Source organism: Pantoea sp. Lij88 (assembly GCF_030062155.1).
GTDB lineage: Bacteria > Pseudomonadota > Gammaproteobacteria > Enterobacterales > Enterobacteriaceae > Pantoea.
Genome location: NZ_CP118269.1, coordinates 779,760 through 804,752, shown reverse-complemented (window position 1 = coordinate 804,752; position 24,993 = coordinate 779,760). Strand labels below are relative to the sequence as shown.

27 protein-coding genes are annotated in these 24,993 nt (G+C 56.9%); 8 read left to right on the top strand and 19 right to left on the bottom strand.

The features are described 5' to 3' along the window. Positions 1-17: 17 nt before the first annotated feature. From PU624_RS07715 to rppH, 7 genes are all read right to left on the bottom strand, one after another. Positions 18-422, bottom strand: a complete 405-nt coding sequence (locus tag PU624_RS07715; protein ID WP_283547173.1) for a DUF2509 family protein — start codon at positions 420-422, stop codon at positions 18-20. Further along, complete coding sequence (locus PU624_RS07710) at positions 419-946, bottom strand: prepilin peptidase-dependent protein (RefSeq protein WP_283547172.1); 528 nt, start codon at positions 944-946, stop codon at positions 419-421. The genes PU624_RS07715 and PU624_RS07710 overlap by 4 nt, the downstream gene beginning before the upstream one ends. After that, a complete protein-coding gene (locus tag PU624_RS07705) occupies positions 943-1,413 on the bottom strand; it encodes a prepilin-type N-terminal cleavage/methylation domain-containing protein (RefSeq protein ID WP_283547171.1) in 471 nt (156 codons plus the stop codon). The genes PU624_RS07710 and PU624_RS07705 overlap by 4 nt, the downstream gene beginning before the upstream one ends. A gap of 188 nt (positions 1,414-1,601) precedes the next feature. Then, positions 1,602-2,396, bottom strand: a complete 795-nt coding sequence (thyA, locus tag PU624_RS07700) for a thymidylate synthase (protein ID WP_283547170.1) — start codon at positions 2,394-2,396, stop codon at positions 1,602-1,604. Then, positions 2,393-3,274, bottom strand: coding sequence for a prolipoprotein diacylglyceryl transferase (gene lgt, locus PU624_RS07695; RefSeq protein ID WP_283547950.1), 882 nt, complete (start codon positions 3,272-3,274; stop codon positions 2,393-2,395). The genes thyA and lgt overlap by 4 nt, the downstream gene beginning before the upstream one ends. Before the next feature lie 134 nt (positions 3,275-3,408). Further along, positions 3,409-5,655: a phosphoenolpyruvate--protein phosphotransferase gene (gene ptsP, locus PU624_RS07690; protein ID WP_283547169.1), complete on the bottom strand. Its 2,247-nt coding sequence runs from the start codon at positions 5,653-5,655 to the stop codon at positions 3,409-3,411. A gap of 12 nt (positions 5,656-5,667) precedes the next feature. Continuing rightward, entirely contained in the window at positions 5,668-6,195 is a 528-nt protein-coding gene (rppH, locus tag PU624_RS07685; protein ID WP_009087042.1) for an RNA pyrophosphohydrolase, read from the bottom strand. 684 nt (positions 6,196-6,879) lie between these two features. Here rppH and mutH point away from each other — a divergent pair. From mutH to PU624_RS07665, 4 genes are all read left to right on the top strand, one after another. After that, the gene (gene mutH / locus PU624_RS07680; protein WP_283547168.1) at positions 6,880-7,557 is read left to right on the top strand and encodes a DNA mismatch repair endonuclease MutH; all 678 of its coding nucleotides are present in this window, start codon (positions 6,880-6,882) and stop codon (positions 7,555-7,557) included. Positions 7,558-7,656: 99 nt separating this feature from the next. After that, positions 7,657-8,367 (top strand): TerC family protein, encoded by a 711-nt coding sequence (locus tag PU624_RS07675; RefSeq protein WP_003853954.1) that lies wholly within the window; start codon positions 7,657-7,659, stop codon positions 8,365-8,367. A 118-nt stretch (positions 8,368-8,485) separates the two neighbouring features. After that, on the top strand, positions 8,486-8,704 hold the full coding sequence (locus tag PU624_RS07670; protein ID WP_003853956.1) for a YgdI/YgdR family lipoprotein: 219 nt from the start codon (positions 8,486-8,488) through the stop codon (positions 8,702-8,704). A 140-nt stretch (positions 8,705-8,844) separates the two neighbouring features. Then, complete coding sequence (locus PU624_RS07665; protein WP_090965805.1) at positions 8,845-9,885, top strand: NADP(H)-dependent aldo-keto reductase; 1,041 nt, start codon at positions 8,845-8,847, stop codon at positions 9,883-9,885. A 40-nt stretch (positions 9,886-9,925) separates the two neighbouring features. On the opposite strand, the gene PU624_RS07660 is transcribed toward PU624_RS07665, so the two are convergent. Both PU624_RS07660 and lysA read right to left on the bottom strand, forming a co-directional pair. Further along, a complete protein-coding gene (locus PU624_RS07660) occupies positions 9,926-10,375 on the bottom strand; it encodes a GNAT family N-acetyltransferase (RefSeq protein WP_283547167.1) in 450 nt (149 codons plus the stop codon). A gap of 3 nt (positions 10,376-10,378) precedes the next feature. After that, positions 10,379-11,635 (bottom strand): diaminopimelate decarboxylase, encoded by a 1,257-nt coding sequence (lysA, locus tag PU624_RS07655; RefSeq protein ID WP_283547166.1) that lies wholly within the window; start codon positions 11,633-11,635, stop codon positions 10,379-10,381. 102 nt (positions 11,636-11,737) lie between these two features. On the opposite strand from lysA, the gene PU624_RS07650 reads away from it, so the two are divergent. Continuing rightward, complete coding sequence (locus PU624_RS07650; protein ID WP_283547165.1) at positions 11,738-12,658, top strand: LysR family transcriptional regulator; 921 nt, start codon at positions 11,738-11,740, stop codon at positions 12,656-12,658. Here PU624_RS07650 and PU624_RS07645 read toward each other — a convergent pair. Then, positions 12,655-13,818 carry an MFS transporter gene (locus PU624_RS07645; protein ID WP_283547164.1) on the bottom strand — a complete coding sequence of 388 codons (1,164 nt, stop codon included), beginning with the start codon at positions 13,816-13,818 and terminating at the stop codon, positions 12,655-12,657. The genes PU624_RS07650 and PU624_RS07645 overlap by 4 nt on opposite strands. 360 nt (positions 13,819-14,178) lie before the next feature. Between PU624_RS07645 and PU624_RS07640 the strand changes: the two genes are divergently transcribed. Continuing rightward, positions 14,179-14,805: a serine protease gene (locus tag PU624_RS07640; RefSeq protein ID WP_283547163.1), complete on the top strand. Its 627-nt coding sequence runs from the start codon at positions 14,179-14,181 to the stop codon at positions 14,803-14,805. Here PU624_RS07640 and PU624_RS07635 read toward each other — a convergent pair. The 6 genes from PU624_RS07635 to xerD all read right to left on the bottom strand — a co-directional run bounded on the left by PU624_RS07635 (position 14,802) and on the right by xerD (position 21,633). After that, positions 14,802-15,296: a cupin domain-containing protein gene (locus PU624_RS07635; RefSeq protein WP_283547162.1), complete on the bottom strand. Its 495-nt coding sequence runs from the start codon at positions 15,294-15,296 to the stop codon at positions 14,802-14,804. The two genes, PU624_RS07640 and PU624_RS07635, sit on opposite strands and share 4 nt — an antisense overlap. A 128-nt stretch (positions 15,297-15,424) precedes the next feature. Continuing rightward, complete coding sequence (lysS, locus tag PU624_RS07630; protein ID WP_283547161.1) at positions 15,425-16,945, bottom strand: lysine--tRNA ligase; 1,521 nt, start codon at positions 16,943-16,945, stop codon at positions 15,425-15,427. A gap of 2 nt (positions 16,946-16,947) precedes the next feature. Further along, positions 16,948-18,046, bottom strand: a protein-coding gene (prfB, locus tag PU624_RS07625; protein WP_099257461.1) for a peptide chain release factor 2 whose coding sequence is annotated in 2 segments (ribosomal slippage) — positions 16,948-17,970 and positions 17,972-18,046 — 1,098 coding nt in all. Because the reading frame shifts where the segments join, the coding sequence is not laid out codon by codon here. Between the two features lie 218 nt (positions 18,047-18,264). Further along, on the bottom strand, positions 18,265-20,001 hold the full coding sequence (gene recJ / locus PU624_RS07620; RefSeq protein ID WP_283547160.1) for a single-stranded-DNA-specific exonuclease RecJ: 1,737 nt from the start codon (positions 19,999-20,001) through the stop codon (positions 18,265-18,267). A 3-nt stretch (positions 20,002-20,004) separates the two neighbouring features. Then, entirely contained in the window at positions 20,005-20,718 is a 714-nt protein-coding gene (gene dsbC / locus PU624_RS07615) for a bifunctional protein-disulfide isomerase/oxidoreductase DsbC (protein WP_283547159.1), read from the bottom strand. Positions 20,719-20,739: 21 nt separating this feature from the next. After that, complete coding sequence (gene xerD, locus PU624_RS07610; protein WP_003852887.1) at positions 20,740-21,633, bottom strand: site-specific tyrosine recombinase XerD; 894 nt, start codon at positions 21,631-21,633, stop codon at positions 20,740-20,742. Between the two features lie 102 nt (positions 21,634-21,735). Here xerD and fldB point away from each other — a divergent pair, with 102 nt between their 5' ends. Then, positions 21,736-22,254 carry a flavodoxin FldB gene (fldB, locus tag PU624_RS07605; RefSeq protein WP_003852885.1) on the top strand — a complete coding sequence of 173 codons (519 nt, stop codon included), beginning with the start codon at positions 21,736-21,738 and terminating at the stop codon, positions 22,252-22,254. A 24-nt stretch (positions 22,255-22,278) separates the two neighbouring features. Here fldB and PU624_RS07600 read toward each other — a convergent pair whose 3' ends face one another. After that, positions 22,279-22,689: a protein YgfX gene (locus PU624_RS07600; RefSeq protein ID WP_283547158.1), complete on the bottom strand. Its 411-nt coding sequence runs from the start codon at positions 22,687-22,689 to the stop codon at positions 22,279-22,281. Continuing rightward, positions 22,664-22,930, bottom strand: coding sequence for an FAD assembly factor SdhE (sdhE, locus tag PU624_RS07595; protein WP_003852881.1), 267 nt, complete (start codon positions 22,928-22,930; stop codon positions 22,664-22,666). Before sdhE ends, PU624_RS07600 begins: the two co-directional genes overlap by 26 nt. A gap of 226 nt (positions 22,931-23,156) precedes the next feature. Between sdhE and ygfZ the strand changes: the two genes are divergently transcribed. Beyond that, complete coding sequence (gene ygfZ, locus PU624_RS07590; protein WP_283547157.1) at positions 23,157-24,143, top strand: tRNA-modifying protein YgfZ; 987 nt, start codon at positions 23,157-23,159, stop codon at positions 24,141-24,143. A gap of 50 nt (positions 24,144-24,193) precedes the next feature. Here the strand turns inward: ygfZ and trhA are convergent, their stop codons facing one another. Then, positions 24,194-24,859 carry a PAQR family membrane homeostasis protein TrhA gene (gene trhA, locus PU624_RS07585; protein WP_283547156.1) on the bottom strand — a complete coding sequence of 222 codons (666 nt, stop codon included), beginning with the start codon at positions 24,857-24,859 and terminating at the stop codon, positions 24,194-24,196. Positions 24,860-24,993 lie beyond the last annotated feature (134 nt).

Here is a 24,993-nt window from a genome sequence, read left to right as displayed (position 1 = left end):
GGCTGAATCCACCGTGCTTACAGACAGGTGGCCGGAGGCGTGAGCGGGCAATAGTCGATCCAGCCGTGCGGCAGTGCAGTAATCTGATTGCCCCGTAAGCGGACCCATTGCCAGACCGCCATGCCACTCTCGCTCGCCTCACCTTTAAGCAGACCTTCATCCTTTTCACCTCGTTGTAAACAACTGCGCCAGCCCTGGCGATCATCCTGCTGACAGCGGGCCGCCTCACTGGCTGGCCAGTTCAGGGATAAGCCCCATTGCAGCGCCGACTGCGCCCGCCAGAAATCCTGCACAAACTGCTGCTCATCGGCCAGAAGCCGCATTCCCTGCTCTGACATCTTTCGGCTGGCATGCAGCGTAAAACTGCCGATGACCAGGATCATCAACACCATGCCCAGGGCGCTGCTGCCTCGCTGCTTCACAGGTTCTCTCCTTCAACCCAGCTCTTCACGGTTTCAGGCCAGCGACCGGCCCGCCCCTGCAGCACTATCCTGACCTGCGTGCCCTGCTGGCTGAGGCTGAACTGCTCCAGCGTCATAAACGCGGGATCGGAGAGCCGCTCCCAGCCCGCTGACTGACACTGATTAACACCTCGCTGCATCTCAAGTTGCTGCTGTCGCAGGCGGTAACCGTAGTAGTCGCTCTCAGCGTGGCTTACCGCTTCCCATTTACCGTTGCTGTTCCCGTCCCAGCGCAGCAGCAGGCAGTTCTCACTGATTTTCAGTGCGCCACTGCCACACTCACCGTGACAATACCCGGCCCGTCGCACCGCCTTTTCCAGCGTCGCCATAATCTGCTGTAGCTCCTGACGCAGCTGCGCCCGCTGCAGCATGGCCGCGTTTTCCGCCAGCAGCAACGGCAGAAAACGGCCCACACTGAGCATCACGACAGCGCTGATTGCCATGGCGATCAGCATCTCCAGCAGGCTGAATCCGGCGCTTTTCAACGGCACGTCTCCTCATCGGTCATACAGAGGCGAATACGGGCTCTGGCCGAGATAATCAGCCGCATGTGGCCGGCACTATTCCCCAGTTCAATACTGCCCGCTTTAGCGACATTACGGCGACCATAAAAGCCCGGTTCACCCCGGATGCCATAAAGCGCAACGCCCCGGTGCGGCGCGATAAAATGCAGCCGTTTCCCGTGACCGCAGCCCGCAACGGGGCGGCTTCCGGCACCGATGCACCAGGGATCGCCAGGCTGTGACCATAAAACCAGGTCGCTATTTTGCCGGTTAGCCTGGGCTCGCAGACGCAGCAGGAATCCCTGCAGCTGCTGAGCGCTGTCGTGCAGTTGCTGCCGCTGTTGCCAGCGCTGCCAGCCGTGCAGCGCGGCAAGACTGAGCAGGCCGGCGATCACCATCACCAGCAGCAGTTCCGGCAGGGTAAAACCGCGTAAGTGTGCTGTTTTCATGGCGTCAGAGTGCGGGTGATGAACAGGTGAAACAAGACGAGTGTTAGCAGGCTGGAAAGCGTGTCGCAGAGAATCTTCACCAGCTGCAGGCAATGGCAGAAGCGTGCGAGCGATGCCGCAGATTTACCGGTGTGCGGGCAAAAAAAAAGCCCCGGCGAAATAGCCAGGGCGTTATCTTTTATCGCGAATCAGATGGCGACAGGGGCTTTGATCGCGGGATGCGGATCGTAGCCTTCAATCTCAAAATCGTCGAACTGATAGTCAAACAGGGATGCCGGTTTGCGTTTGATTACCAGCTTTGGCAACGGACGCGGCTCGCGGGTCAGTTGCAGGCGCGCCTGCTCCAGATGGTTGCTGTAGAGGTGCGTATCACCGCCGGTCCAGACGAAGTCGCCCACCTGCAGATCGCACTGCTGCGCCACCATATGCACCAGCAGCGCATAGCTGGCGATGTTAAACGGCAGACCCAGGAAGATGTCGCACGAGCGCTGATAAAGCTGGCAGGAGAGCTTGCCGTCTGCCACGTAGAACTGGAAGAACGCGTGGCAGGGAGCCAGCGCCATCTCGCTGAGTTCACCGACGTTCCAGGCCGAAACGATAATCCGGCGAGAGTCAGGATCGCGCTTCAGCTGTTCCATCACCTGGCTTAACTGGTCAATTTCCTGGCCGCTGGCCGTTCCCCAGCTGCGCCACTGTTTGCCATACACCGGGCCGAGATCGCCATTCTCATCTGCCCACTCATTCCAGATTGAGACGTTATTTTCCCTGAGATAACCGATGTTGGTGTCACCTTTCAGGAACCACAGCAGCTCATGAATAATGGAGCGGATATGGCATTTCTTGGTGGTGACCAGCGGAAAACCATCCTGCAGATTGAAACGCATCTGGTGACCAAAAATTGAAAGCGTACCGGTGCCGGTACGGTCAGCTTTTGGTGTGCCTTCGTGCAGCACATGTTGCATTAAATCCAGATACTGTTTCATTTTTCCTCGCGAAATTGTGGCTGCGGACGACGACGATACGCCCAGATCATCATAATAATACCGGCAACAATCATCGGCACAGAGAGGATCTGTCCCATACTGATTCCGCCTTCAAACAGGCCAAGCTGCGCATCCGGCTGGCGGAAGAACTCGACGATAATACGGAACGCGCCGTAACCAATCAGGAACAGACCCGAGACGCTGCCCATCGGGCGTGGCTTGCGAATAAACAGGTTCAGGATGATGAACAGCACCACACCTTCCAGCGCCAGTTCATACAGCTGGGAAGGATGACGCGGCAGCACACCGTAGGTGTTGAGCAGTTCCTGATATTGCGGATTGGTGGCAGCCAGCGCCACATCTTCGCTGCGGGAGCCCGGGAACAGCATGGCGTAGCGGAAGCCCGGATCGACACGGCCCCAGAGCTCGCCATTGATGAAGTTACCGAGACGACCGGCACCCAGACCAAACGGAATGAGCGGCGCAATGAAATCAGCGACCTGGAAGAAATGACGCTTAGTGCGGCGGGCAAAGACCAGCATCACCACAATCACCCCGATCAGGCCACCGTGGAATGACATGCCGCCATCCCAGACTTTGAACAGATAGAGAGGATTATCCAGGAACAGCGGTAAGTTGTAGAACAGGACATAGCCGATACGCCCGCCCAGGAAGACCCCCAGGAAACCAGCGTAAAGCAGGTTCTCAACTTCCTCTTTTTTCCAGCCGCTGCCAGGCTGATTGGCACGGCGTACAGCCAGCCACATGGCGAAAACAAAGCCCACCAGATACATCAGACCGTACCAGTGAAGCGAAACCGGTCCGATCGAGAAGATCACCGGATCGAACTGCGGAAATGCGATATAGCCGTTATTCATCATTCACCGTCTATTTTTCAACCCTGAAAAGGGGCGTTGTCAGGCACATAAATTAAGGCTGCGCATCATAGCACAGCCGGTTTTCTGAATTGTCTTGCAAATGTAAACGCGAATAACCCGCCGGGCTTCGTGTTTTAACGACCGCCGCGAATCAAACCACCTAATCCCCTCCGCTCCATAAAGGTCGAGACCAGATGGCGAACTTCTGTGGCGGTGTGGGCATTCATGCCCTGCTCACTGAGCTTCTGCGCTTCTTCGTGATCCAGATGACGCAGCAGGTACTTCACGCGCGGTACGTTTTTACCGTTCATGCTGAGATGGTGATACCCCAGGCCGACCAGCAGTGCGACGCACATCGGATCGCCCGCCATTTCACCACACAGACATAATTCCAGATTGGCCAGGCGGGCTTCCTGTGCAATCGCATTCAGGGCACGCAGCATCGCCGGATGCAGCGAATCATAAAGGTTCGCCACACGGGTGTTGTTGCGGTCCACCGCCAGCAGATACTGTGTCAGGTCGTTGGTGCCCACCGAGATAAAATCGACCCGTGACGCCAGATGCGGGATCATAAACAGCATCGACGGCACTTCGATCATGATACCGATTCGCGGCTTCGGAATCGGGAAGCCCAGCATCTCTTCCACTTCACGTCCGGCGCGATCGATCAGCTGTCTGGCGTCGTCGATCTCATCAATATGACTGATCATCGGCAGCAGAATACTGAGGTTGCCGGAGGCGGCATTGGCACGCAGCATCGCGCGTACCTGCACCAGGAAAATTTCCGGCTGATCCAGCGTCAGGCGGATGCCGCGCCAGCCCAGGCAGGGATTCTCTTCACTGATCGGCATGTAAGGCAGCTGTTTATCTGCCCCCACATCCAGCGTTCGCAGCGTCACCGGCTTGTTGCGGAACAGCTGCAACATGCCCTGATACTGCGCCACCTGCTCCTCTTCTGAGGGGAAGCCATTCTGCAGCATAAACGGGATTTCGGTGCGGTAGAGGCCAATGCCATCCACCCAGTCGCCTACCGTCTGCTCATGCTCCGGGCTTAAACCAGCATTCAGCATCACCTGCACGCGTTCGCCACTTTTCAGCTCACCCGGCTGATCGACTAAACCTTCCGCCATTTTGCTCAGCGCGTTTTCTTCGCTGATCAGCCGCTGATACTCCTGCACCAGTACCGGCTCAGGATCGATCAGCAGTTCGCCGCGATAACCATCGACGATCAGCAGGCGTTTGTTGAGCTGATGAGGCTGGATGTCAGCGCCCATGACCGTCGGGATCCCCATCGCACGGGTCAGGATCGCCGCATGGGAGTTGGCTGCGCCGTCACGCACCACCACGCCCGCCAGCCGCTCCTGCGGCAACTCAGCTAAGGTGGTGGCGGTCAGCTCATCGGCCACCAGCACGAAGCGTTCCGGCCAGGCATTGGTGCCGACCAGGGTGTCATCGAGGTGGAACAGCAGACGCTGGCCCAGTACCCGCAGATCGCCTGCACGTTCTCGCAGGTAGTTGTCCGTCAGGCTCGCGAATTGTTCAGCAAACTTCTCGATCACCTGTTTTACCGCCCATTCGGCGACCGATCCGCGCTCGATCTCATCGAACAGATCTTTCTTCAGACGGGCATCGGTTAACAGGTGAGAGTAGAGATCGAAAATGGCCGCGCTCTCTTTCTGTGCGCTGGCGCTGAAACGTTTGCTGAAACGGCGAAATTCATTGGTTGCTTCGCTCATGGCGAGCGACAGACGCTCTCGTTCACGCTGAACATCCAGCGTTGAGGCGGCCGATACCTGATCGAGCAGAGGCTGCGTTTCATCGACCCAGCCTGGCGCCACCGCAACACCCGGTGCTGCGGCAATCGCGCGCACCCGCGTCTGGCGGAACTGACCAAACAGCTGACCCATCTGAGATTGCGACAGCAGGGCCGCCATCTGGGTAGCCAGCGTGACCAGGAATGACTCTTCGCTTTCATCAAACTGACGGTGTTCGCGCTGCTGCACGACCAGCACGCCAAGAAGCTGGCGACGGCTGATCACAGGCACGCCGAGGAAGGAGCGATAGCGCTCCTCTTTCACTGCGGGGATATATTTAAAGCTGGGGTGACTCTGGGCGTCAGCAAGGTTGATCGGTTCGGCCAGACGGCCCACTAAACCGACGATACCTTCGTCAAATGCCAGCGTTACGGTGCGGCCACGCGGTTTTTTGAGTCCGCGCGTCGCCATCAGGTAATAGCAGCGACGGTCCTGGTCGGCGAGGTAAACGGAACAGACTTCCGTATCCATCGCCAGACAGATCTCATTGACCAGGATGTCGAGTGCTTCATTGAGACGCGGCGCACTCGCCACTTTTTCTACAATTTCGCGCAACTGAGTGAGCATAAAGGGCGTGGCCTATCCTCTCTTACGTCGATGGGCAGGATTATTTCGCTGCCCCGCACTCTCCTGCATAGACATCACCACGCCAGCGAATTCCTTCATTACCCGACGATAGACGTCGCGCTTAAAGGAGACAACCTGACGCACCGGATACCAGAAACTGACCCAGCGCCAGCCGTCAAATTCCGGCGTGCTGCTGTGCTGTACATTGATATCCGCGTCATTACACATTAACTGCAGAAGAAACCACTTTTGTTTCTGGCCGATACATACCGGCTTTGTGTCCCAACGCACCAAACGTTTTGGCAACTTGTAACGCAACCAGTTGCGGGTAGAGGCAAGTATTCGAACATCTTTCCGGTGTAAGCCGACCTCTTCGAACAGTTCGCGATACATCGCCTGTTCTGCGGTTTCACCGGGATTGATGCCTCCCTGAGGAAATTGCCAGGAGTGCTGTCCAAAGCGCCTGGCCCATAACACTTGTCCCTGCCGGTTACAGATTACGATACCAACATTCGGGCGGTAGCCATCATCATCGATCACCGGACTACCTCAAAGCAAAATTTGAATGCGCTGATTGTTTCACACTCCTTACAGGCGGTAAACCACTGGATTCATGGGGGGTTCAGCCATCAAAGCCGGGATAACTCACAGAAAAAGGCAAAGTTATAAACAAAGACTGCGAAAAAGATCGATCTTATTCACGTTTTCTGTGGATAGCTTTGTGCAGAACGCGGGAGTTAACTGAATAACCTTTTCTGAGGTCACCTGCGGACCGAAAAGCGTTAACAGCTCATCACTATGATTTTTAATAGAATTAAATCGATCCCGCCCGCCATAAAAGTTTCATACATCGCGAATATTTTCGCGCCAGCTGACAATTGCTTAAAATATAAGCACACTGCTTTTTATCCACAGTTAATCGCTCAGGGTTAGGCCAGAGAGGCGAAATTATGCTCAGTTCGGGAAAAGTCAAGGCTGTAAATGGAACCAGTACCGCACGGAAACGGGGGTTATCCCATTTTTCTGTGGATAACCGGGCTGGAGATCCTGTTCATTGTTGCGGGTAAGCTGGGATAACCCTGACTGTCCGCTGAAAGTGGGAAGGCGATCCGCTAAAAAAAGCATGATCTATCATGTTATTATCGATCCCTGACGCGGTTTATTTTAGCGAAAAGATATACCCAGCCGCCACTGTACAAATTTTAATCATTGCGAGTAATCAACATGAGTTACCTGCCAGGACCACCCGAAGATGAGGCCAGCCTGCTGGCACGCGCACAGCACTTAGCCGGGCTAACACTGGAAGCGCTGGCCGCTCGCGCCGGTCTGCCCATGCCTGTGGATCTTAAGCGCGACAAAGGCTGGGTCGGCATGCTGCTGGAACTGCATCTCGGTGCCAGCGCAGGCAGCAAAGCGGAACAGGACTTTGCCCATCTGGGTATCGAACTGAAAACCATCCCGATTGATGCGCAGGGAAAACCGCTGGAAACCACCTTTGTCTGCGTCGCACCGCTGACCGGCAACAGCGGCGTCACCTGGCTCACCAGCCATGTGCGTCACAAACTGGCGCGGGTGTTGTGGATCCCGGTTGAAGGCGGGCGGGAGATTCCGCTGCGGGAACGTCGCGTCGGCGCGCCGCTGTTGTGGAGTCCGGATGCGGAAGAAGATGAAATGCTGCGTCAGGACTGGGAAGAGCTGATGGATATGATTGTGCTGGGACGCGTTGAGCAGATTACCGCACGTCATGGCGCCTGGCTGCAGATCCGCCCTAAAGCCGCCAACAGCAAAGCGCTGACAGAGGGGATAGGCGATCAGGGCCAGCCCATCATGACGCTGCCGCGCGGTTTCTATTTAAAGAAAAGCTTCACCGGGCCACTGCTGGCGCGGCATTTTCTCCTCTGAATGTCGCCACTCGCGCTGAGATGTCGCAATTATGTGGGAGATCGGTGAATTGAATGCGTATAATCGCCGTTTACTTTTCGTTTAGGATTGAATGTCGGTATGTTTGAGTGGATTTCTGATCCCAACGCCTGGCTGGCGCTGGGCACCCTGACCATCCTTGAGGTGGTGCTGGGTATTGATAACATCATTTTCCTGTCGCTGGTGGTCGCTAAACTGCCAAAGCACCAGCAAGCCAGCGCACGTCGCATTGGTCTGATGGGCGCGATGCTGATGCGTCTTGGCCTGCTGGCCTCAATCGCGTGGGTTGCCCGTCTGACTAACCCGCTGTTTACGCTGATGGATCATGCCTTTTCGGCGCGCGATCTGATCCTGCTTTTTGGTGGACTGTTCCTGCTGTGGAAATCGAGCATGGAGATCCATGAAACGATCGAAGGCAGCGAAGGCGAACATAACACCCGCGTCCATTCGTTCCTCGGCGCGATTGTGCAGATCATGATGCTCGACATTATTTTCAGTCTGGACTCCGTGATCACCGCGATCGGCCTCTCCGATCATCTGTTCATTATGATGGCAGCCGTCGTGATTGCCGTCCTGATGATGATGTTCGCCGCACGCGCGATTGGTGAATTTGTTGAACGCCATCCGTCGGTGAAAATGCTGGCGCTCTCTTTCCTGATTCTGGTCGGTTTTACCCTGATTCTGGAGAGTTTTGCGGTCCATGTACCAAAAGGTTACATTTATTTTGCGATGTTCTTCTCGATGGCCGTTGAGTGTCTTAACCTGATGCGCAGTAAGAAAAAGCACGCCTGATAAAGTCAAGGGCGAGCCTGCTCGCCCGGTTACTTTCAGATTTCTGCGATTAACCCTGCCGGCAAAACCATTTATTACTACACTGTTTGCACTTGACCATTTGCGAGGATAAGGCGTGATGAAAGGGTTGGCAGGAGTAGCACTGGTAATGGTAACCGCCGCATTCTTAAGTGGATGCAGTTCTGATTATGTCATGGCGACCAAAGATGGCCGGATGATCATGACGGAAGGCAAGCCGAGCATTGATAAAGAGACCGGCCTGGTGGAGTACACCGACCAGACGGGCCACATGGTGCAGATTAACAGCGATGAGGTCTCAACGATCATTGAACGTTAACTGCCCGATTTAATCCCCTGCCACCGATTCCCCGCTGGCAGGTGATTTCCCCGACTTTTCCCCCTTCCTTCCCCGCCATTGCTCGCGCTATAGTCCCTGAGAACACAACATTCCATTCCATAAAGAAAAGGAAGCTGGCAATGCACTATCATCGTATTCCTCACAGCACGCTGGAAGTGAGTCAGCTGGGATTGGGCACCATGACGTTTGGCGAACAGAACAGCGAAGCCGACGCGCATGCTCAACTGGATTTAGCACTCCGTTCCGGCATCAACTTTATTGATACCGCCGAGATGTATCCGGTGCCTCCGCGCCCGGAAACCCAGGGTCTGACCGAACACTATATTGGCAGCTGGCTCAAACAGCGCGGCAGCCGCGACAAAATCATTCTGGCCAGTAAAGTCGCCGGCCCTTCGCGCGGCAATGATGCGTCGATCCGCCCGGATATGGCGCTGGACCGTAAAAATATCCGCGCCGCACTTGATGCCAGCCTGAAACGCCTTAACACCGACTACCTTGATCTCTACCAGCTGCACTGGCCGCAGCGTCAGACCAACTATTTTGGCAAGCTCGGCTATCAGTACAGCGAGACCACCGCGCAGGTGACGCTGCTGGAGACGCTGGAAGCGCTGGCCGAACAGGTGCGTGCCGGTAAGATTCGTTATATCGGGGTATCGAACGAAACCGCGTGGGGTGTGATGCGCTATCTGCAGCTGGCGGAGAAACATGAACTGCCGCGCATCGTCAGCATCCAGAATCCCTACAGCCTGCTGAACCGCAGCTTTGAAGTGGGTCTGGCCGAAATCAGCCAGCATGAAGGCGTAGAACTGCTGGCTTACTCCAGCCTGGCGTTTGGTACGCTGAGCGGTAAATACCTGAATGGCGCGCAGCCTGCGGGCGCACGCAACACGCTGTTCAGCCGCTTTACCCGCTACAGCGGCGAGCAGTCACAAAAGGCGATTGCCGAATATGTGGCGCTGGCTCAGCAGCATCAGATCGACCCGTCGCAGATGGCGCTCGCCTATGTGCGTCAGCAGCCGTTTGTCGCCAGCACGCTGCTGGGCGCCACGACGCTTGAGCAGCTGCAGGTCAATATCGACAGTTTCAATCTGACCTTAAATGCAGAAATTCTGGAAGGCATTGAGGCAATCCACCGTCGTTATACCTATCCGGCACCCTAAGCTCTCCTTTGCCAGCTGCCGCCATGGCGGCTGGCCTCTCTCAGAGATCGCGATAATAGAGTTTTACCGGTTTATCGGGATACTCCAGCGCTTCCCCCTGCGGCAGCCAGCCAGACCGTTCGTAGTAGCCGCCAAACGTTGACCATAACCACAACCGTGGATAGCCGCGCGCCTGTGCATAAGCAATGACATGCTGCTGCAGCGCCTCACTGACACCTTTGCCGCGCGCCGACTCATCCACATAGAGCGCCGCCAGCCACGGAAAAAGATCCTGGCGGCTGATGAGGTCGCAGCGCCAGAATCCCACTGTGCCGACCGCCCTGCCCGCCTCAACGGCGACAAAGGTGACCGGAAAGTCCGCACCGTTCAGGCTGCTGTTCACCACACTGGCGAAAAAGTCGCGGCTACTGGCTTCACCAAATGCCCGCCACTGCCAGTTGATGACCCGATCGGCAAACTGTGGCGCATCGCTGAGCGAGACGATTTTCATGGGTTAATCGCTTTCCAGCGCCAGTAATGACTCAATCGTCTGCGCACGGCGGATTTCACGCGGCTGGCCCTGCTCAAACAGCACTTCCGGGATCAGCGGGCGGCTGTTGTAGTTAGAGGACATGGAGGCACCGTAAGCGCCGGTGTCGTGGAACACCAGATAATCGCCCACTTTCGCCGCCGGAATCGCGCGCGGTTCAACCATGCCGCCCTCCAGCTGGGTAAAGACATCGCCCGATTCGCACAGCGGGCCCGCGACGACCGTGTCGAGTGTCTGCTGCTCATCGATCGCCCGACCATCGCCCGCCATCAGCGAGATATGGTGATAGCTGCCATACATTGAAGGGCGCATCAGGTCACTGAAACCGGCATCGACCAGCACGAAGTGACGGCTGCCCATCGACTTCACCGCCCGGACCTGCGACACCAGCACACCCGCCTCAGCTACCAGGAAACGGCCGGGTTCGATCTCCAGCTTGACCGCGTGACCCAGATGCTGAGCAATGCGCTGACGCGCTGCGTCCCACAGGCCGAAATAGTGATGGGTATCGATCGCCTCTTCGCCATAGCGATAAGGAATAGAAAGACCACCGCCCGCAGAGATCGCTGTCAGATCCTGACCCGACGCCATCACCAGTTCGACCATCGCATCACAGACCTGCTGCAGATGCGCATAATCGACGCCGGAACCGATATGCATGTGAATGCCCACCAGCTGCAGGCCGTGCTGTTTAATGGCCGCCAGCGCCTCCGCTAAGTCGCCGTGCCAGATACCGTGCTTGCTGTTTTCGCCGCCGGTATTGGTTTTCTGACTGTGCCCGTGACCAAAGCCAGGGTTGACCCGCAGCCACACCGCGTGTCCCGGTGACACCGCGCCGAGCTGATGCAGCATATCGATCGAACCCGCATTCACCGGCACCTTTAAGGCCGTTACCCGCTCCAGCGTGGGCTGATCGAACAGATCCGCGGTAAAGACGATCTCGTCACCGCCAGGCTGATAGCCGGCGGCCAGCGCACGTTCGATCTCGCCCAATGATACCGAGTCCACCTTCACGCCCGCCGCGCGCATCAGGCGCAGGATATGCGTATTCGAGCAGGCTTTCTGCGCAAAGCGCACCACATCAAAAGCCTGCAGCTGAGCAATACGCGCCTGAATAATCTGCGCGTCGTAGGCCCAGAATGGCCCGGCATAACGGCGTGCCAGCGGCAGCAGGTTAGCGGCGTTGAGTGCGGTTTCGGAACTCTGTAATGAACGTGGCATAGCAATTCTCCTGTGGCGATAACCGCATTAAGCCAGAATCGTGTCATAGCGAAAAATATCTGTTTTAATAGCATCTATGCAGAATGGATATAGGTAAACGGCGTGGCGAACATTAACTGGCGGCATATCGAAATTTTTCATGCGGTAATGACCAGCGGCAATCTGACGCAGGCCGCCACGCTGCTGCATACGTCACAGCCTACCGTAAGCCGGGAGCTGGCGCGTCTGGAGCAGCAACTGGGATTAGAGCTGTTCGGGCGGGTACGCGGTCGCCTGCAGCCGACGGTGCAGGGGTTACGTCTGTTTGAGGAGGTTCAGCGCTCCTGGTATGGCCTGGACCGCATCATGGAAGCGGCGGAAAGTCTGCGTCAGTTTCGTCAGGGCGAGCTGTCGATCGCCTGCCTGCCGGTTTTTTCGCAGTCGCTGCTGCCGCCGCTGTGTCAGCCTTTTTTACAGCGCTACACGGATGTGAGCCTGAATGTGATTCCGCAGGAGTCGCCGCTGCTGGAGGAGTGGCTGTCGGCGCAGCGCTACGACATCGGCTTAACCGAAACCCAGCACGCACCCGCCGGAACTGACCGCCTGGCCCTGCTAACCTGCGATGAGGTGTGCGTGTTGCCGCAGCAGCATCCCCTGAGTCAGCGTGAGGTGCTGACGCCGCACGATTTTGCGGGCGAAAAGTATGTGAGCCTGTCGCGCAGCGACAGCTATCGTCAGCTGCTGGATGCGCTGTTTCAGGAGCAGGGCGTCGAACGGCGGCTGGTGATGGAGACGCACAGCGCCGCGTCGGTGTGCGCGATGGTCAGGGCGGGCGTGGGGATTTCGATTGTGAATCCGCTGACGGCGCTGGATTACGCCGACAGCGGTGTGGTGATGAGGAAGTTCAGCGTGGCGGTGCCGTTTACCGTCAGCCTGGTGAGGCCCCAGCATCGCCCCGCCTCGGCGCTGGTCGACGCCTTCGTCAGCCATCTGCAACAGCAGGTGGCTGACTTTCCGGCCCGCATCGCCGCCCGCCTGGCTTAAGCGCGGACCCTGGCGGCTGCGCCGCCCGATTTACGGAAGGTGATCAGACAGACCAGCAGACCGATGGCTGCCAGCGCAGCCGCAGCAACCGGCACTGCCGTCAGGCCAAAACCACGGCCAATCACCGCACCACCGACCCAGGCACCCAGCGCATTACCGACGTTGAACGCCGAAATGTTCAGGGTTGAGACCAGGTTCGGTGCCTCTTTGCCGTGACGCACCACGTTGATCTGCAGACCCGGCACCGTCGCAAAGGTCGCCATCGCCCACAGGAACAGGGTGATCTCCGCCAGCCACAGCGCATGGCTGGTCCAGCTGAACAACAGCGAGAAGAGAGCAATCAGTGAGAAGCTGAGGATCAGGCTGAAGGAGACTTTCCAGTCGGCCAGTTTTCCGCCGAGGATGTTACCAACCGTCAGGCCCGCACCAATCAGGAATAGCGTCCAGCTGACGCCGCGATCGCTGATGCCCGTCACCTCTAACAGCAGCGGCGCAATGTAGCTGAACAGTGCAAACATCGCGGCGGCAAAGCACACCGTCATCAGCAGCGACAGCCACAGTTTCCCGTTAGCCAGCGCACCGATTTCACTCGCCAGATGAACCGGTTTCTCCTCTTTATTGTTGGGCAGACTGACGATCAGGGCGATAAACGCCAGCACGCCGATGACTGCCACGCCCCAGAAGGTCGCCCGCCAGCCAAACATCTGTCCGAAACTGGTCCCAAGCGGCACGCCCAGCACGTTGGCTAAGGTCAGTCCGGTGAACATCAGTGCGACAGCGGAAGCCTGACGACCGGCAGGCACCAGACTGGCGGCGACCACGGCACCAATACCAAAGAAGGCACCGTGACAGAGCGCGGTAACGATTCGGGCCAGCATCAGCAGGTTATAGTTGTAAGCCAGCGCACACAGCAGGTTGCCGACGATAAAGATCACCATCAGCAGAATCAGCGTTTTTTTGCGCGGTAGCCTGGCGGTGAGCAGCGCCATAATCGGCGCACCGATAGCTACTCCCAGCGCATAGCCGCTGATCAGCCAGCCCGCCGAAGGAATCGACACCTGAAGGTCACGCGCCACCTCTGGCAGCAACCCCATAATGACAAACTCCGTGGTTCCGATGGCGAACGCACTCAACGCCAGCGCCATTAATGCTACAGGCATAACACTCTCCCGGTTTCATTTGCAGGTGAACCGCACAGACGCGCAGCCCCTCGACGCTTATTAAAATTTGATCTGCGTCACGTTGAGTATTACAGCACAGCGCAGATGTGCGACATAGCCTGCATGCAGCAAAGGATTATTGCCTCCGCCGCAACAATCCTGCCGTTTGCCGGAACTAAAAACTCTCTTTGAGCCTGATTGCCCTATCCGAAAGCCCTGGCTACCCAGGGTCAGGTTGTCATTTTCCGTTAACCGGTTACGCTTTTTAATGCGTATTCAGTTAATAAATCCTTAACGTTGCCGATATATCCCTAATCAATTGCAAGGTGATGTAATCAACCTCTGACGCAGGGAGAGAGAATGCAACGACTCATAGCCTTAATGGTTTTTGGCTTAACCGGCTGCTCGGTGGGTCATTATGAGTACAGTAAAGAAGCTGAAAAACGGGTTGATATGACCGTGACCGGCATTCCTACCGTACTCGGTTTAGGCACGCTTGGTACCACCATCCCGCTGACGCCGGAGTACAGCCTGACAGCCGCACACGTGGCGAAATTCTCCCTTTACCGGGTCAAATCCTGGCATCCGCAATGCGACCTGGCGGTGGTCTATCACAAAAACAGTGAAATGAACCTGCCCCCTAACTTCCGCAACAGCCATATCGGCGACCAGGTGAATCTCTACGGTTACAGTTTCATTTCGGCCATGCCGGTCAGCTCCAGCGGGCAGAACCTGATTAACACCACGCTGGCGAACAGCTGGAATAAGCCGGACTGCGTCGTCGTGGCGGCGAACGCAGGTGTGGTGAAAGGGATGTCAGGCGGCGCGGTCTATAACGCCTCGGATGATACGCTGGCGGGTGTGATTATTGGCTACAGCAATAACATCAACGACAATGTCAGCGGTAAGACACTTTATAAGAACGTAGCGCTCTATGTGCCCTACTCGCGATTTCAGACCTGGCTGGATCAGGCGATTAAATCCTAAGATTTTTTGTCAGGCAAACCGGGATGGTTGCCCATAGGCTGTTCGGGCGGATTCAGCCATCTGTCTTTACGGGTTGCTTCATAGTCCGGGTTAAGAGGATAAGTAATCCGGTTTTCAGGCTTGCTGGTCTCCCCTACCACTAAGAAGCGTGCCTCGTGCTCGCTGTTATTGATAAAGGTGTGGCAAATGCCAGTGCCCGCCGGAAAGGCCACTGCATCGCCCGGCGACAGCGGGTACAGCTCGCCGTTAATCCAGGCGTCAGGATGGCCTTCAAGCACAAAGATGAACTCTTCTTCTGCGCTCTCCGCGTGGGGATAAGACATGCGGCGTCCAGGTAACAGCCTTTCATGGTGAATGCCAAGCCGGGTTAATCCCAGTAACCTTCCCAGTGGCGCACCAATCGACATGCGCTCATCGCTGTCTTCATAATGTTCGTTATCTTCGCCTTCCAGCGCCTGCCAGTGGCGAATACAGTCGGGACGTTGCGTCATGATGATTGCTCCAGGTTGAGACATTCAGCCTGGCAGAGGGAACGGCATGATTCAAGCAGGGCGAGGAGAGGCGAACAGAAGACATAAAAAAGGCCGGGATGGCCGGCCTTTTCTGAGAACAGTCAGACTTACTTGCTGCCTGGACGCAGTGCCGGGAACAGAATCACATCGCGGATAGTGTGGCTGTTGGTAAACAGCATCACCATACGGTCAATACCGATACCCAGACCGGCGGTTGGCGGCAGACCATGTTCCAGCGCGGTGACGTAGTCTTCGTCATAGAACATCGCCTCGTCATCACCGGCATCTTTGGCATTCACCTGCTGCAGGAAACGCTCAGCCTGATCTTCCGCATCGTTCAGCTCGGAGAAGCCGTTACCGATTTCACGGCCGCCAATGAAGAACTCAAAGCGATCGGTGATTTCCGGGTTCTCGTCGTTACGACGGGCCAGCGGAGAGACTTCAGCCGGATATTCGGTGATGAAGGTTGGCTGAATCAGGTGCGCTTCTGCCGTCTCTTCGAAGATCTCGGTCACGACGCGGCCCAGACCCCAGCTCTTCTCCACTTTGATATGCAGGGAGTGTGCAATCGCCACCGCTTTATCGAAGTCTTCCAGATCGGCCAGATCCGTTTCCGGACGGTATTTCTTGATCGCTTCGCGCATGGTCAGTTTTTCAAACGGCTTGCCGAAATCAAACTCCTGCTCGCCGTAAGGCACGACCGTGGTGCCCAGCACATCCTGCGCCAGCGTACGGAACAGGCTTTCGGTCAGCTCGATCAGATCTTTGTAATCCGCATAGGCCATATAGAGTTCCATCATGGTGAACTCTGGGTTATGACGTGGCGAAATACCTTCGTTACGGAAGTTACGGTTGATCTCGAACACGCGATCGAAGCCGCCTACCACCAGACGCTTCAGATAGAGCTCTGGTGCAATACGCAGGTACATGTCGATATCCAGCGCATTGTGATGGGTGATGAACGGTCGCGCAGAGGCGCCACCCGGGATCACCTGCATCATCGGGGTTTCCACTTCCATAAAGTCGCGGCCTACCATGAACTGGCGAATGCCGGCCATAATCTGCGAACGAATTTTGAAGGTGTTGCGTGACTCTTCGTTGGCGATCAGATCAAGGTAACGCTGACGGTAACGGGTTTCCTGATCGGCCAGGCCGTGGAATTTGTCCGGCAGCGGACGCAGCGCTTTGGTCAGCAGACGCAGTTCTGAACAGTGAATCGACAGTTCGCCGGTTTTGGTTCTGAACAGTTTGCCACGCGCACCCAGGATATCGCCGAGGTCCCATTTCTTGAACTGCTCGTTGTAGATGCCTTCAGCCAGATCGTCACGCGAGACGTAAAGCTGAATCCGGCCGCCCACATCCTGCAGGGTGACGAAAGAGGCTTTACCCATGATACGACGGGTCATCATGCGTCCGGCGACGCTGACTTCGATACCCAGCGCTTCCAGCTCTTCGTTGCTCTTCTCGCCATAGCTTTCCAGCAGCTGGTTTGAAAGGCTGTCACGACGGAAATCGTTGGGAAACGCCAGACCGTTGGCTCGCAGCGCGCTCAGCTTTTCGCGGCGCGTTTTCAGTTCGTTATTTAACTCAACGGCGGCATCAGCGCTCTGCGGTTGTTGTTCAGACATGTCTATAACCCTGCTTTTAAACTAGCTTCAATGAATCGATCCAGATCGCCGTCCAGCACCGCCTGGGTGTTACGCGTCTCTACGCCGGTGCGCAGATCTTTGATGCGAGCATCATCGAGAACGTAAGAACGGATCTGACTGCCCCAGCCAATGTCGGACTTGTTGTCCTCCAGCGCCTGTTTCTCAGCATTTTTCTTTTGCATCTCAAGCTCGTACAGCTTCGCTTTCATCTGCTTCATCGCCTGATCTTTGTTCTTGTGCTGAGAACGGTCATTCTGACACTGGGTGACGGTACCGGTTGGAATATGGGTAATACGCACCGCAGATTCTGTCCGGTTAACGTGCTGGCCGCCCGCACCCGACGCACGATAAACGTCAATGCGCAGATCGGCTGGGTTGATGTCGATATCAATATCGTCATCGACTTCCGGGTAAATAAAGGCAGAGCTGAATGAGGTGTGACGACGACCGCCGGAGTCAAACGGGCTCTTACGCACCAGGCGATGCACGCCGGTTTCGGTGCGCAACCAGCCAAAGGCATAGTCGCCTGATACGCGAATGGTCACAGACTTGATGCCCGCGACTTCACCTTCAGACTCTTCGATAATTTCGGTTTTGAAGCCTTTCGCTTCGGCCCAACGCAGATACATACGCATCAGCATGCTGGCCCAGTCCTGCGCTTCGGTGCCGCCGGAACCCGCCTGCAGATCGATATAGCAGTCGGCGCTGTCATACTCGCCAGAGAACATGCGGCGGAACTCCAGTTCGCCCAGCTTGCCCTCAAGGACATCGAGCTCGGCAACCGCTTCGTCGAAAGTCTCTTCGTCTTCCGCTTCTACCGCCAGTTCAAGCAGACCCTGCACATCTTCCAGGCCCTGCGACATCTGATCCAGCGTCTGCACGATCGCTTCCAGCGAGGAGCGCTCTTTGCCCAGCGCCTGAGCACGCTCAGGTTCGTTCCAGACATCGGGCTGTTCCAGCTCGGCGTTTACTTCTTCGAGGCGTTCTTTCTTGGCATCGTAGTCAAAGATACCCCCGAAGAACGTCGCTGCGCTCACTGAGGTCCTGAATACGGTTTTTGACCGGGTTGATTTCAAACATGGCTTTAGCGTCTTTCTTATGTTCGATGGGACAGGAAAATTAACGCATAAGTTTACCCGAAACTGGCGGCAGATTGTAGCGCTGAGACAGCAGGCTGATGCCGTGGTTGCGAGAGGGCTCGCATTTGTGCGGCATCCTCGCGCGCAGCAGGTTAAGGCCGGGGATAATCAGGCTGACGCGTCTCTGCCGTAGCCGGAGACGCGCGCGCCCTGTTTAACTCAGTTCAGCGGCCAGATATGGTCGATGATTAGCTGCACTGAGCGGTTACCGCGGTACTCATTGATATCCAGCTTGTAGGCCAGTTCAACCTGACGAATGCTGCTGTCGGGCCACAGCGTGGTATCGACATTAAAGGCGATGCCGTCGATCAGCGGACCGCCGTCCAGCGGCTCAACCATCACTTTCAGATGTCGCTCGCCCACCAGCCGCTGTTGCAGCAGTTTAAATTTGCCGTCAAACGCGGGTTCCGGGAACGCCTGGCCCCAGGGACCGGCTTCGCGCAGCATCTCGGCGGTCTGCAGGGAAAACTCCTGCGGCTGTAACGCGCCATCTGACCAGATAATGCCCTGCAGCGATTCGCCATCCAGCCACTCTCCGACCAGGTCGGCAAAGCGCTGACGAAACTCCTCGTAACGTGCGGTTTCCAGCGATAAGCCGGCCGCCATGGCGTGACCGCCGAACTTCATCATCAGACCGGGATTCAGCGTATCCAGACGCTCCAGCGCATCGCGCAGATGCAGACCGGCAATCGAACGGCCCGAGCCTTTCAGCGTGCCGTCGCCCGCCGGCGCAAAGGCAATCACAGGGCGATGGAAGCGCTCTTTGAGACGGGAGGCGAGAATGCCCACCACGCCCTGATGCCATTCGGGATGATAGAAGGCCAGCCCCAGCGGCAGATCGCTCTGCTCACGCTCCAGCGCCTGACAGAGCGCCAGCGCTTCGCTCTGCATGCCCTGCTCTATCTCTTTGCGCGTCTGGTTCAGCGCGTCCAGCTCGCTGGCTAACATCCGCGCCTGGCTGAGATCGTCAGTCATTAACAGCGCCACGCCCACCGACATATCGTCGAGCCGGCCTGCGGCGTTGAGCCGAGGCCCCAGCGCAAAGCCGAGATCGCTGGCCGCCAGCTGACGGGCATCACGATTCGCAATCTCCAGCAGCGCCCGGATGCCGGGCCGGCATTTTCCGGCGCGGATGCGGCTGAGCCCCTGCCACACCAGAATGCGGTTGTTAACGTCGAGCGGCACCACATCGGCAACCGTGCCAAGCGCCACCAGATCCAGCATCTCCGCCAGATTCGGTTCCGTGCGCGTGGTGCCAAACCATCCCTGGGTGCGCAGATGCGCGCGCAGCGCCAGCATCAGATAGAACGCCACGCCGACACCCGCCAGCGCGCGCGAGGGGAAGTTGCAGTCTGGCAGATTGGGATTCACGATCGCTTCAGCAGCCGGTAAGGTCTCGCCGGGCAGATGGTGGTCGGTAATCAGCACCGGAATCCCGTGCTGATGGGCAAAATCAACGCCCGCGTGGGAGGAGATGCCGTTGTCGACGGTCAGAATCATCGCCGCACCGCGCGCCCGTGCCTGCTCAACCACTTCCGGGCTGAGTCCATAACCATCTTCAAAGCGGTTAGGCACCAGATACTGCACGTTGCCGCCACCCATGCTGCGCAGCGCCATCACCGTCAGCGCGGTACTGGTGGCGCCATCGGCATCAAAGTCGCCCACGACCATAATGCGACGCCCATCCAGCAGCGCCTGATGCAGCAGTTCCACTGCGTTCTCAATCCCGCTTAAGGACTGGTACGGCAGCAGATTTTTCGCACCACGCTCCAGCTCTGCGGCGTCACACACGCCGCGTTGCAGATAGAGCCGTTTCAGCAACGGCGGCAGCGTGGCCGGTAACGCATCGTCAACCGTCACCTCACGGCGACGCAGTTCCACTTCCTGTTTTACCACCGATTAACCACCACGCTTCTGATTGTCCAGTACCTGCTTCAGCTCCTGCGGCGACTGATAACCTGGGATCATCATGCCGGTGTCAGTCAGCATCGCAGGGGTACCCTGAATGCCGAACAGCACGCCGAGTTTGTAGTGCTGAGCAATATCGATTTTGCAGCTGTCTGGCGCGGCCATCTTCGGCGCGTTACCTTTCATCGCCTCATCAAACGCTTTATTGCGGTCAGCGCTGCACCAGATGGCTTTCATCGCCGGTTCGATCTGACCATTCAGCCCTTCACGCGGGAACGCCAGGTAGCGCACGGTGATGCCCAGGGCATTGTAGTCGGCCATCTGCTCATGCAGCTTGTGACAGTAGCCACAGGTGATGTCGGTGAAGACCGTAAGCACGTGCTGCTCTTTCGGTGCCTTATAGACGATCATCTCCGGCACCAGCGCCTCGACTTTTTTGTCCAGCAGCTGGTTGGTGACGTTGACCGGCTGTTTGCCGCTGACGTCATAAAGCGGACCCTGGATCATATGTTTACCGTCATCGGTCACATAGAGCACGCCGCTTTCCGACAGCACGGTTTTAAAGCCAGGCAGGGGTGACGGACTGATCTCCGTCTGGTTCAGACCAAGCTTTTTAAGTGATTGCTGAATGGCGCTGTCATCGGCCTGTGCGAGACCGGAAAAGGCGCTGGCTAACAGGGCCAGCGTGGCAAAATGCTTGTTCATTTTTATCCTTATGGCCGCGAATCAGGCTCGCGGATGGTGTTGTTGATGCAACTGACGCAGGCGCTCAGTGGCGACGTGCGTATAAATTTGGGTGGTAGAGAGATCGCTGTGCCCCAGCAACATCTGTACGACACGCAGATCCGCGCCGTGGTTCAGCAGATGGGTCGCAAAGGCATGGCGCATCACATGCGGCGATAACTTTTCGCTGTCGATGCCCGCCAGCGTGGCGTAGTGTTTGATGCGATGCCAGAAGGTCTGGCGCGTCATCTGCTGCGCCCGGTTGCTGGGAAACATCACGTCCAGCGTCTGCCCGTTGAGCAGCCACGGACGACCATGTTCCATATATTGCTCCAGCCAGTAAACCGCTTCTTCACCTAAAGGCACAAGCCGCTCTTTATCCCCTTTACCGATAACCCGGACAACGCCCTGCCGCAGGCTGATATCGCTGAGCGTCAGGCCTATCAGCTCGGAGACGCGCAGGCCGGTAGCGTAAAGCAGCTCCAGCATCGCCTTGTCACGCAGTTCCAGCGGGATATCGATATTCGGTGCCTGCAGCAGCCGCTCGACCTGCGCTTCACTGAGATCTTTCGGCAGACGCTGCGGCAGTTTTGGTGCGGACAGCAGCGCGCTGGGATCGTCCGGGCGCAACTTTTCGCGATAAAGATACTGGAACAGGCGACGCATAGCGCTGAGCAGCCGCGCTGAGCTGGTCGCCTTGTAGCCGCCCTCCAGCCGTTCGGCCAGGAACTGCTGCAGATCCAGCGGCGTCACGCTGAGCAGCGTCAGCTGGTGATGCGCCAGCCAGCCGGTCAGCGTCTGAAGATCCTGACGATAAGAGGAGAGAGTGTTCTGCGCCAGATTGCGTTCAATCCAGAGCGCATCAAGAAACTGTTCTGTCAGATCGCTGTCCTGCACGTTGTCTCCGCCGTCTGGTGTAAAATCATGCTCATTATGCCTGATTCAGCAGCGCTTCTGGTACAATTGCGCCAAAGTCAGTATTTACAGAGTGTTATCTGCATGAAAATCGGTCTTTTTTACGGTTCCAGTACCTGTTACACCGAAATCGTAGCGGAGAAAATTCGCGATTTTATTGGCGAAGAGTTAGTGACGCTGCATAACGTGAAAGATGACGACCCGCGCCTGATGGAGCAGTACGATCTGCTGATCATGGGCATCCCGACATGGGATTTCGGTGAGTTACAGGAAGACTGGGAGGCGATCTGGACGCAGCTGCCCGCGCTGAATCTGCAAAACAAGATTGTCGCGCTGTATGGCATGGGCGATCAGATTGGTTATGGCGAGTGGTTTTTAGATGCGCTCGGCATGCTGCACGATTTGCTGCAGCCAATGGGCGTGCGTTTTGTCGGCTACTGGCCGCTTGAGGGCTATGAGTTCACCAGCCCTAAACCGCTGAGTGCCGATGGTTCGCAGTTTGTGGGTCTGGCGCTGGATGATGTGAATCAGTTCGAGGTCACCGATGAGCGCGTTGAGCAGTGGTGCGAGCAGGTGCTGACCGAAACCGCTGCACTGCTCTGACCGGCCTGGCCTGCCCCGCTGACGTTAATGCCGCGCCTTGCTGAAACAGCAGGCGCGCAACGCACGCCATTCGCCAGGCTGCATATTGTCCCGCATCAGCCACCAGCGCAGCGTGGCGCCCTTTTCGCTCTTTGCCACCAGCAGCACGCCAATCGGTAACCAGCGCAGTGGCTGAGTCGGTCGCCAGCGTTTTCCCTGCCAGATCCAGCAATGGACGCCTTCCCGCTGTAATCCACCGTGCCGCTGACGCAATCGCCGAAGGCTGCGCCAGCCTTCAGCCAGCAACAGCAGAATAATCGGCGCTTTAATCAGCCAGCCGCCCACCGGCAGTGTCATCATGGAGACACCGGTGATGGCTGCCACCAGCCAGGCGCACAGTATGGCGTACGCCAGGCGAGAGGGGCGCAGCTTACATTGCCACGGGGCCGCGATCATGGTTACGCTGCTGGATCAGGTTCACCATCCGCTTCAGCTCCGGATCCTTTGGCTCACCGTGGTTCATCAGCCAGTTGAACAAATCGGGATCGTCACTCTTCAGCAGGTTAACAAAGACCTGCTTATCGGTGTCGTTCAGCGTGTCATACTCAAATTTGAAGAACGGCATAATCGCCACATCCAGCTCCAGCATGCCGCGACGGCAGGCCCACTGAATACGTGATTTATCATTAATATCCATGCATCAATTTCCACAATTCACAACGTGGCCGCTAGTGTAACCTGGTTTAATGCGGCTCGCAGGCGCAGCGTCGCAGGCTGTGCCACCTGCCACATTTCAGATCGCATCTTTTCAGGGTTATCACGCCTTTTGTGCGCCGTTTTCCGTAAACAGGTTGCATTGCCAGTCGGCTCTTTTAACATTGAAGACAATATTCCGGATGAACCTTCTAATACAGGATATCTCCATGCCCACTTTTACTTTACCGCCGCGCCAGCCTGCCGCGTCGTCTCGTCTGCCGCTAACCCTGATGTCACTGGATAAATGGGCGCTGGTCTCCATTACCGGTGCAGACAGCACCTCTTACCTGCAGGGTCAGTTAACGCTGGATGTCGCGGCGCTGGATGCAGACCATCATTCGCCCGCCGCACACTGCGATGCCAAAGGCAAAATGTGGAGCAATATGCGCCTGTTCCATCGCGGTGAAGGCTATGCTTATTTGATCCGCCGTGAACTGCGCGATACCCAGCTGACCGAGTTAAAGAAATACGCGGTATTTTCGAAAGTGACGATGGCAGCTGATGACGAGTCCGTGTTGCTGGGCGTAGCCGGTTTTCAGGCGCGCGCCGCGCTGGCGAATCTGTTTGATACCCTGCCCGACAGCGAGAAACCGGTCGCGCAGCAGGGAGAAACCACGCTGCTGTGGTTTGCCCATCCGGCCGAGCGTTTTCTGATTGTTACCTCGCAGGCTATGGCTGAAACCCTGAAGCAGAAGCTGAATGATGATGCGCAGTTCAATGACAGTCAGCAGTGGCTGGCGCTGGATATTGAAGCGGGAATTCCGGTGATCGATCCGGCCACCAGCGTGCAGTTTATTCCGCAGGCCACCAACCTGCAGGCGCTGGATGCCATCAGCTTTAAAAAGGGCTGTTATGCCGGTCAGGAGATGGTCGCCAGGGCGAAATATCGCGGTGCCAATAAACGCGCGCTTTACTGGCTGGCGGGTCAGGCCAGTCATCTGCCTGACGCTAATGCCCCGCTGGAGTTGCAGATGGGTGAACGCTGGCGTCGTACCGGCAGCGTGCTAGCTGCAGTGCAGTTAGATGATGGCATCAGCTGGATTCAGGTGGTGCTGAATAACGATCTGGAGCCGGATAGCGTGCTGCGGGTTGAAGGTGACGAAGGCGGCCATCTCACTATTCAGCCGCTGCCCTACTCGCTGGCTGAAGAGTGATGTAACCCCATGGCCCTTCCGTCACCAGGAAGGGCCATGCCGCAATCTACTCAGCGCACATAAAAATAGATGGCGCAGAAGTGGCAGAGACTGCCGCCCAGCACGAACAAATGCCAGATGGCGTGATTGAAGGGAATGCGGCGCGCCACATAGAAAATCACCCCCAGCGAATAGATCATTCCGCCTGCGGCCAGCAGCCAGATGCAGCGCGGCGGCAGGATCATCGCCAGCTGATAAACCACGACCAGCGACAGCCACCCCATACAGAGATAGGTCACCAGCGACAGCGCTTTAAAGCGATGCGCAATCGTGAGCTTGAACACAATACCCGCCAGCGCCAGCCCCCAGATCACCGCCATTAATCCATAGGCCAGCGGCGTCCTCAGCCCGACCAGCAGAAACGGCGTATAGGTGCCCGCAATCAGCAGATAGATGGCGCAGTGATCGAACTTTTTCAGCCAGGGTCTGGCCGGTCCGGCCGGGATAGCATGGTAGAGCGTTGAGGCCAGGAACAGCAGGATCATGCTGCCGCCGTAGAGGCTGTAACTGATAAAAGTGATGGTGTCAGCCTGCCTCTCAGTAGCCTGATTGAGCATCAGTATCAGCCCGACGATGCCAAAGAGGCAGCCCAGTCCGTGACTGATGCTGTTGGCAATTTCTTCAGTCACTGAATAGCCCGCAGCGGGCCGGTGTTTTTGAGAAAGTGTGGTGGTCATATCAGGTTCCTGAACAGCTCCGTAGCAGTGATAACTGTTACCCAGCGTAGCCAATAATTTTTTCAGTGTACACGTGTACGCTAAAATTATTTGCTGAAATTCACTCTCCGTTAAACCGGGTGATGAATCTGGTA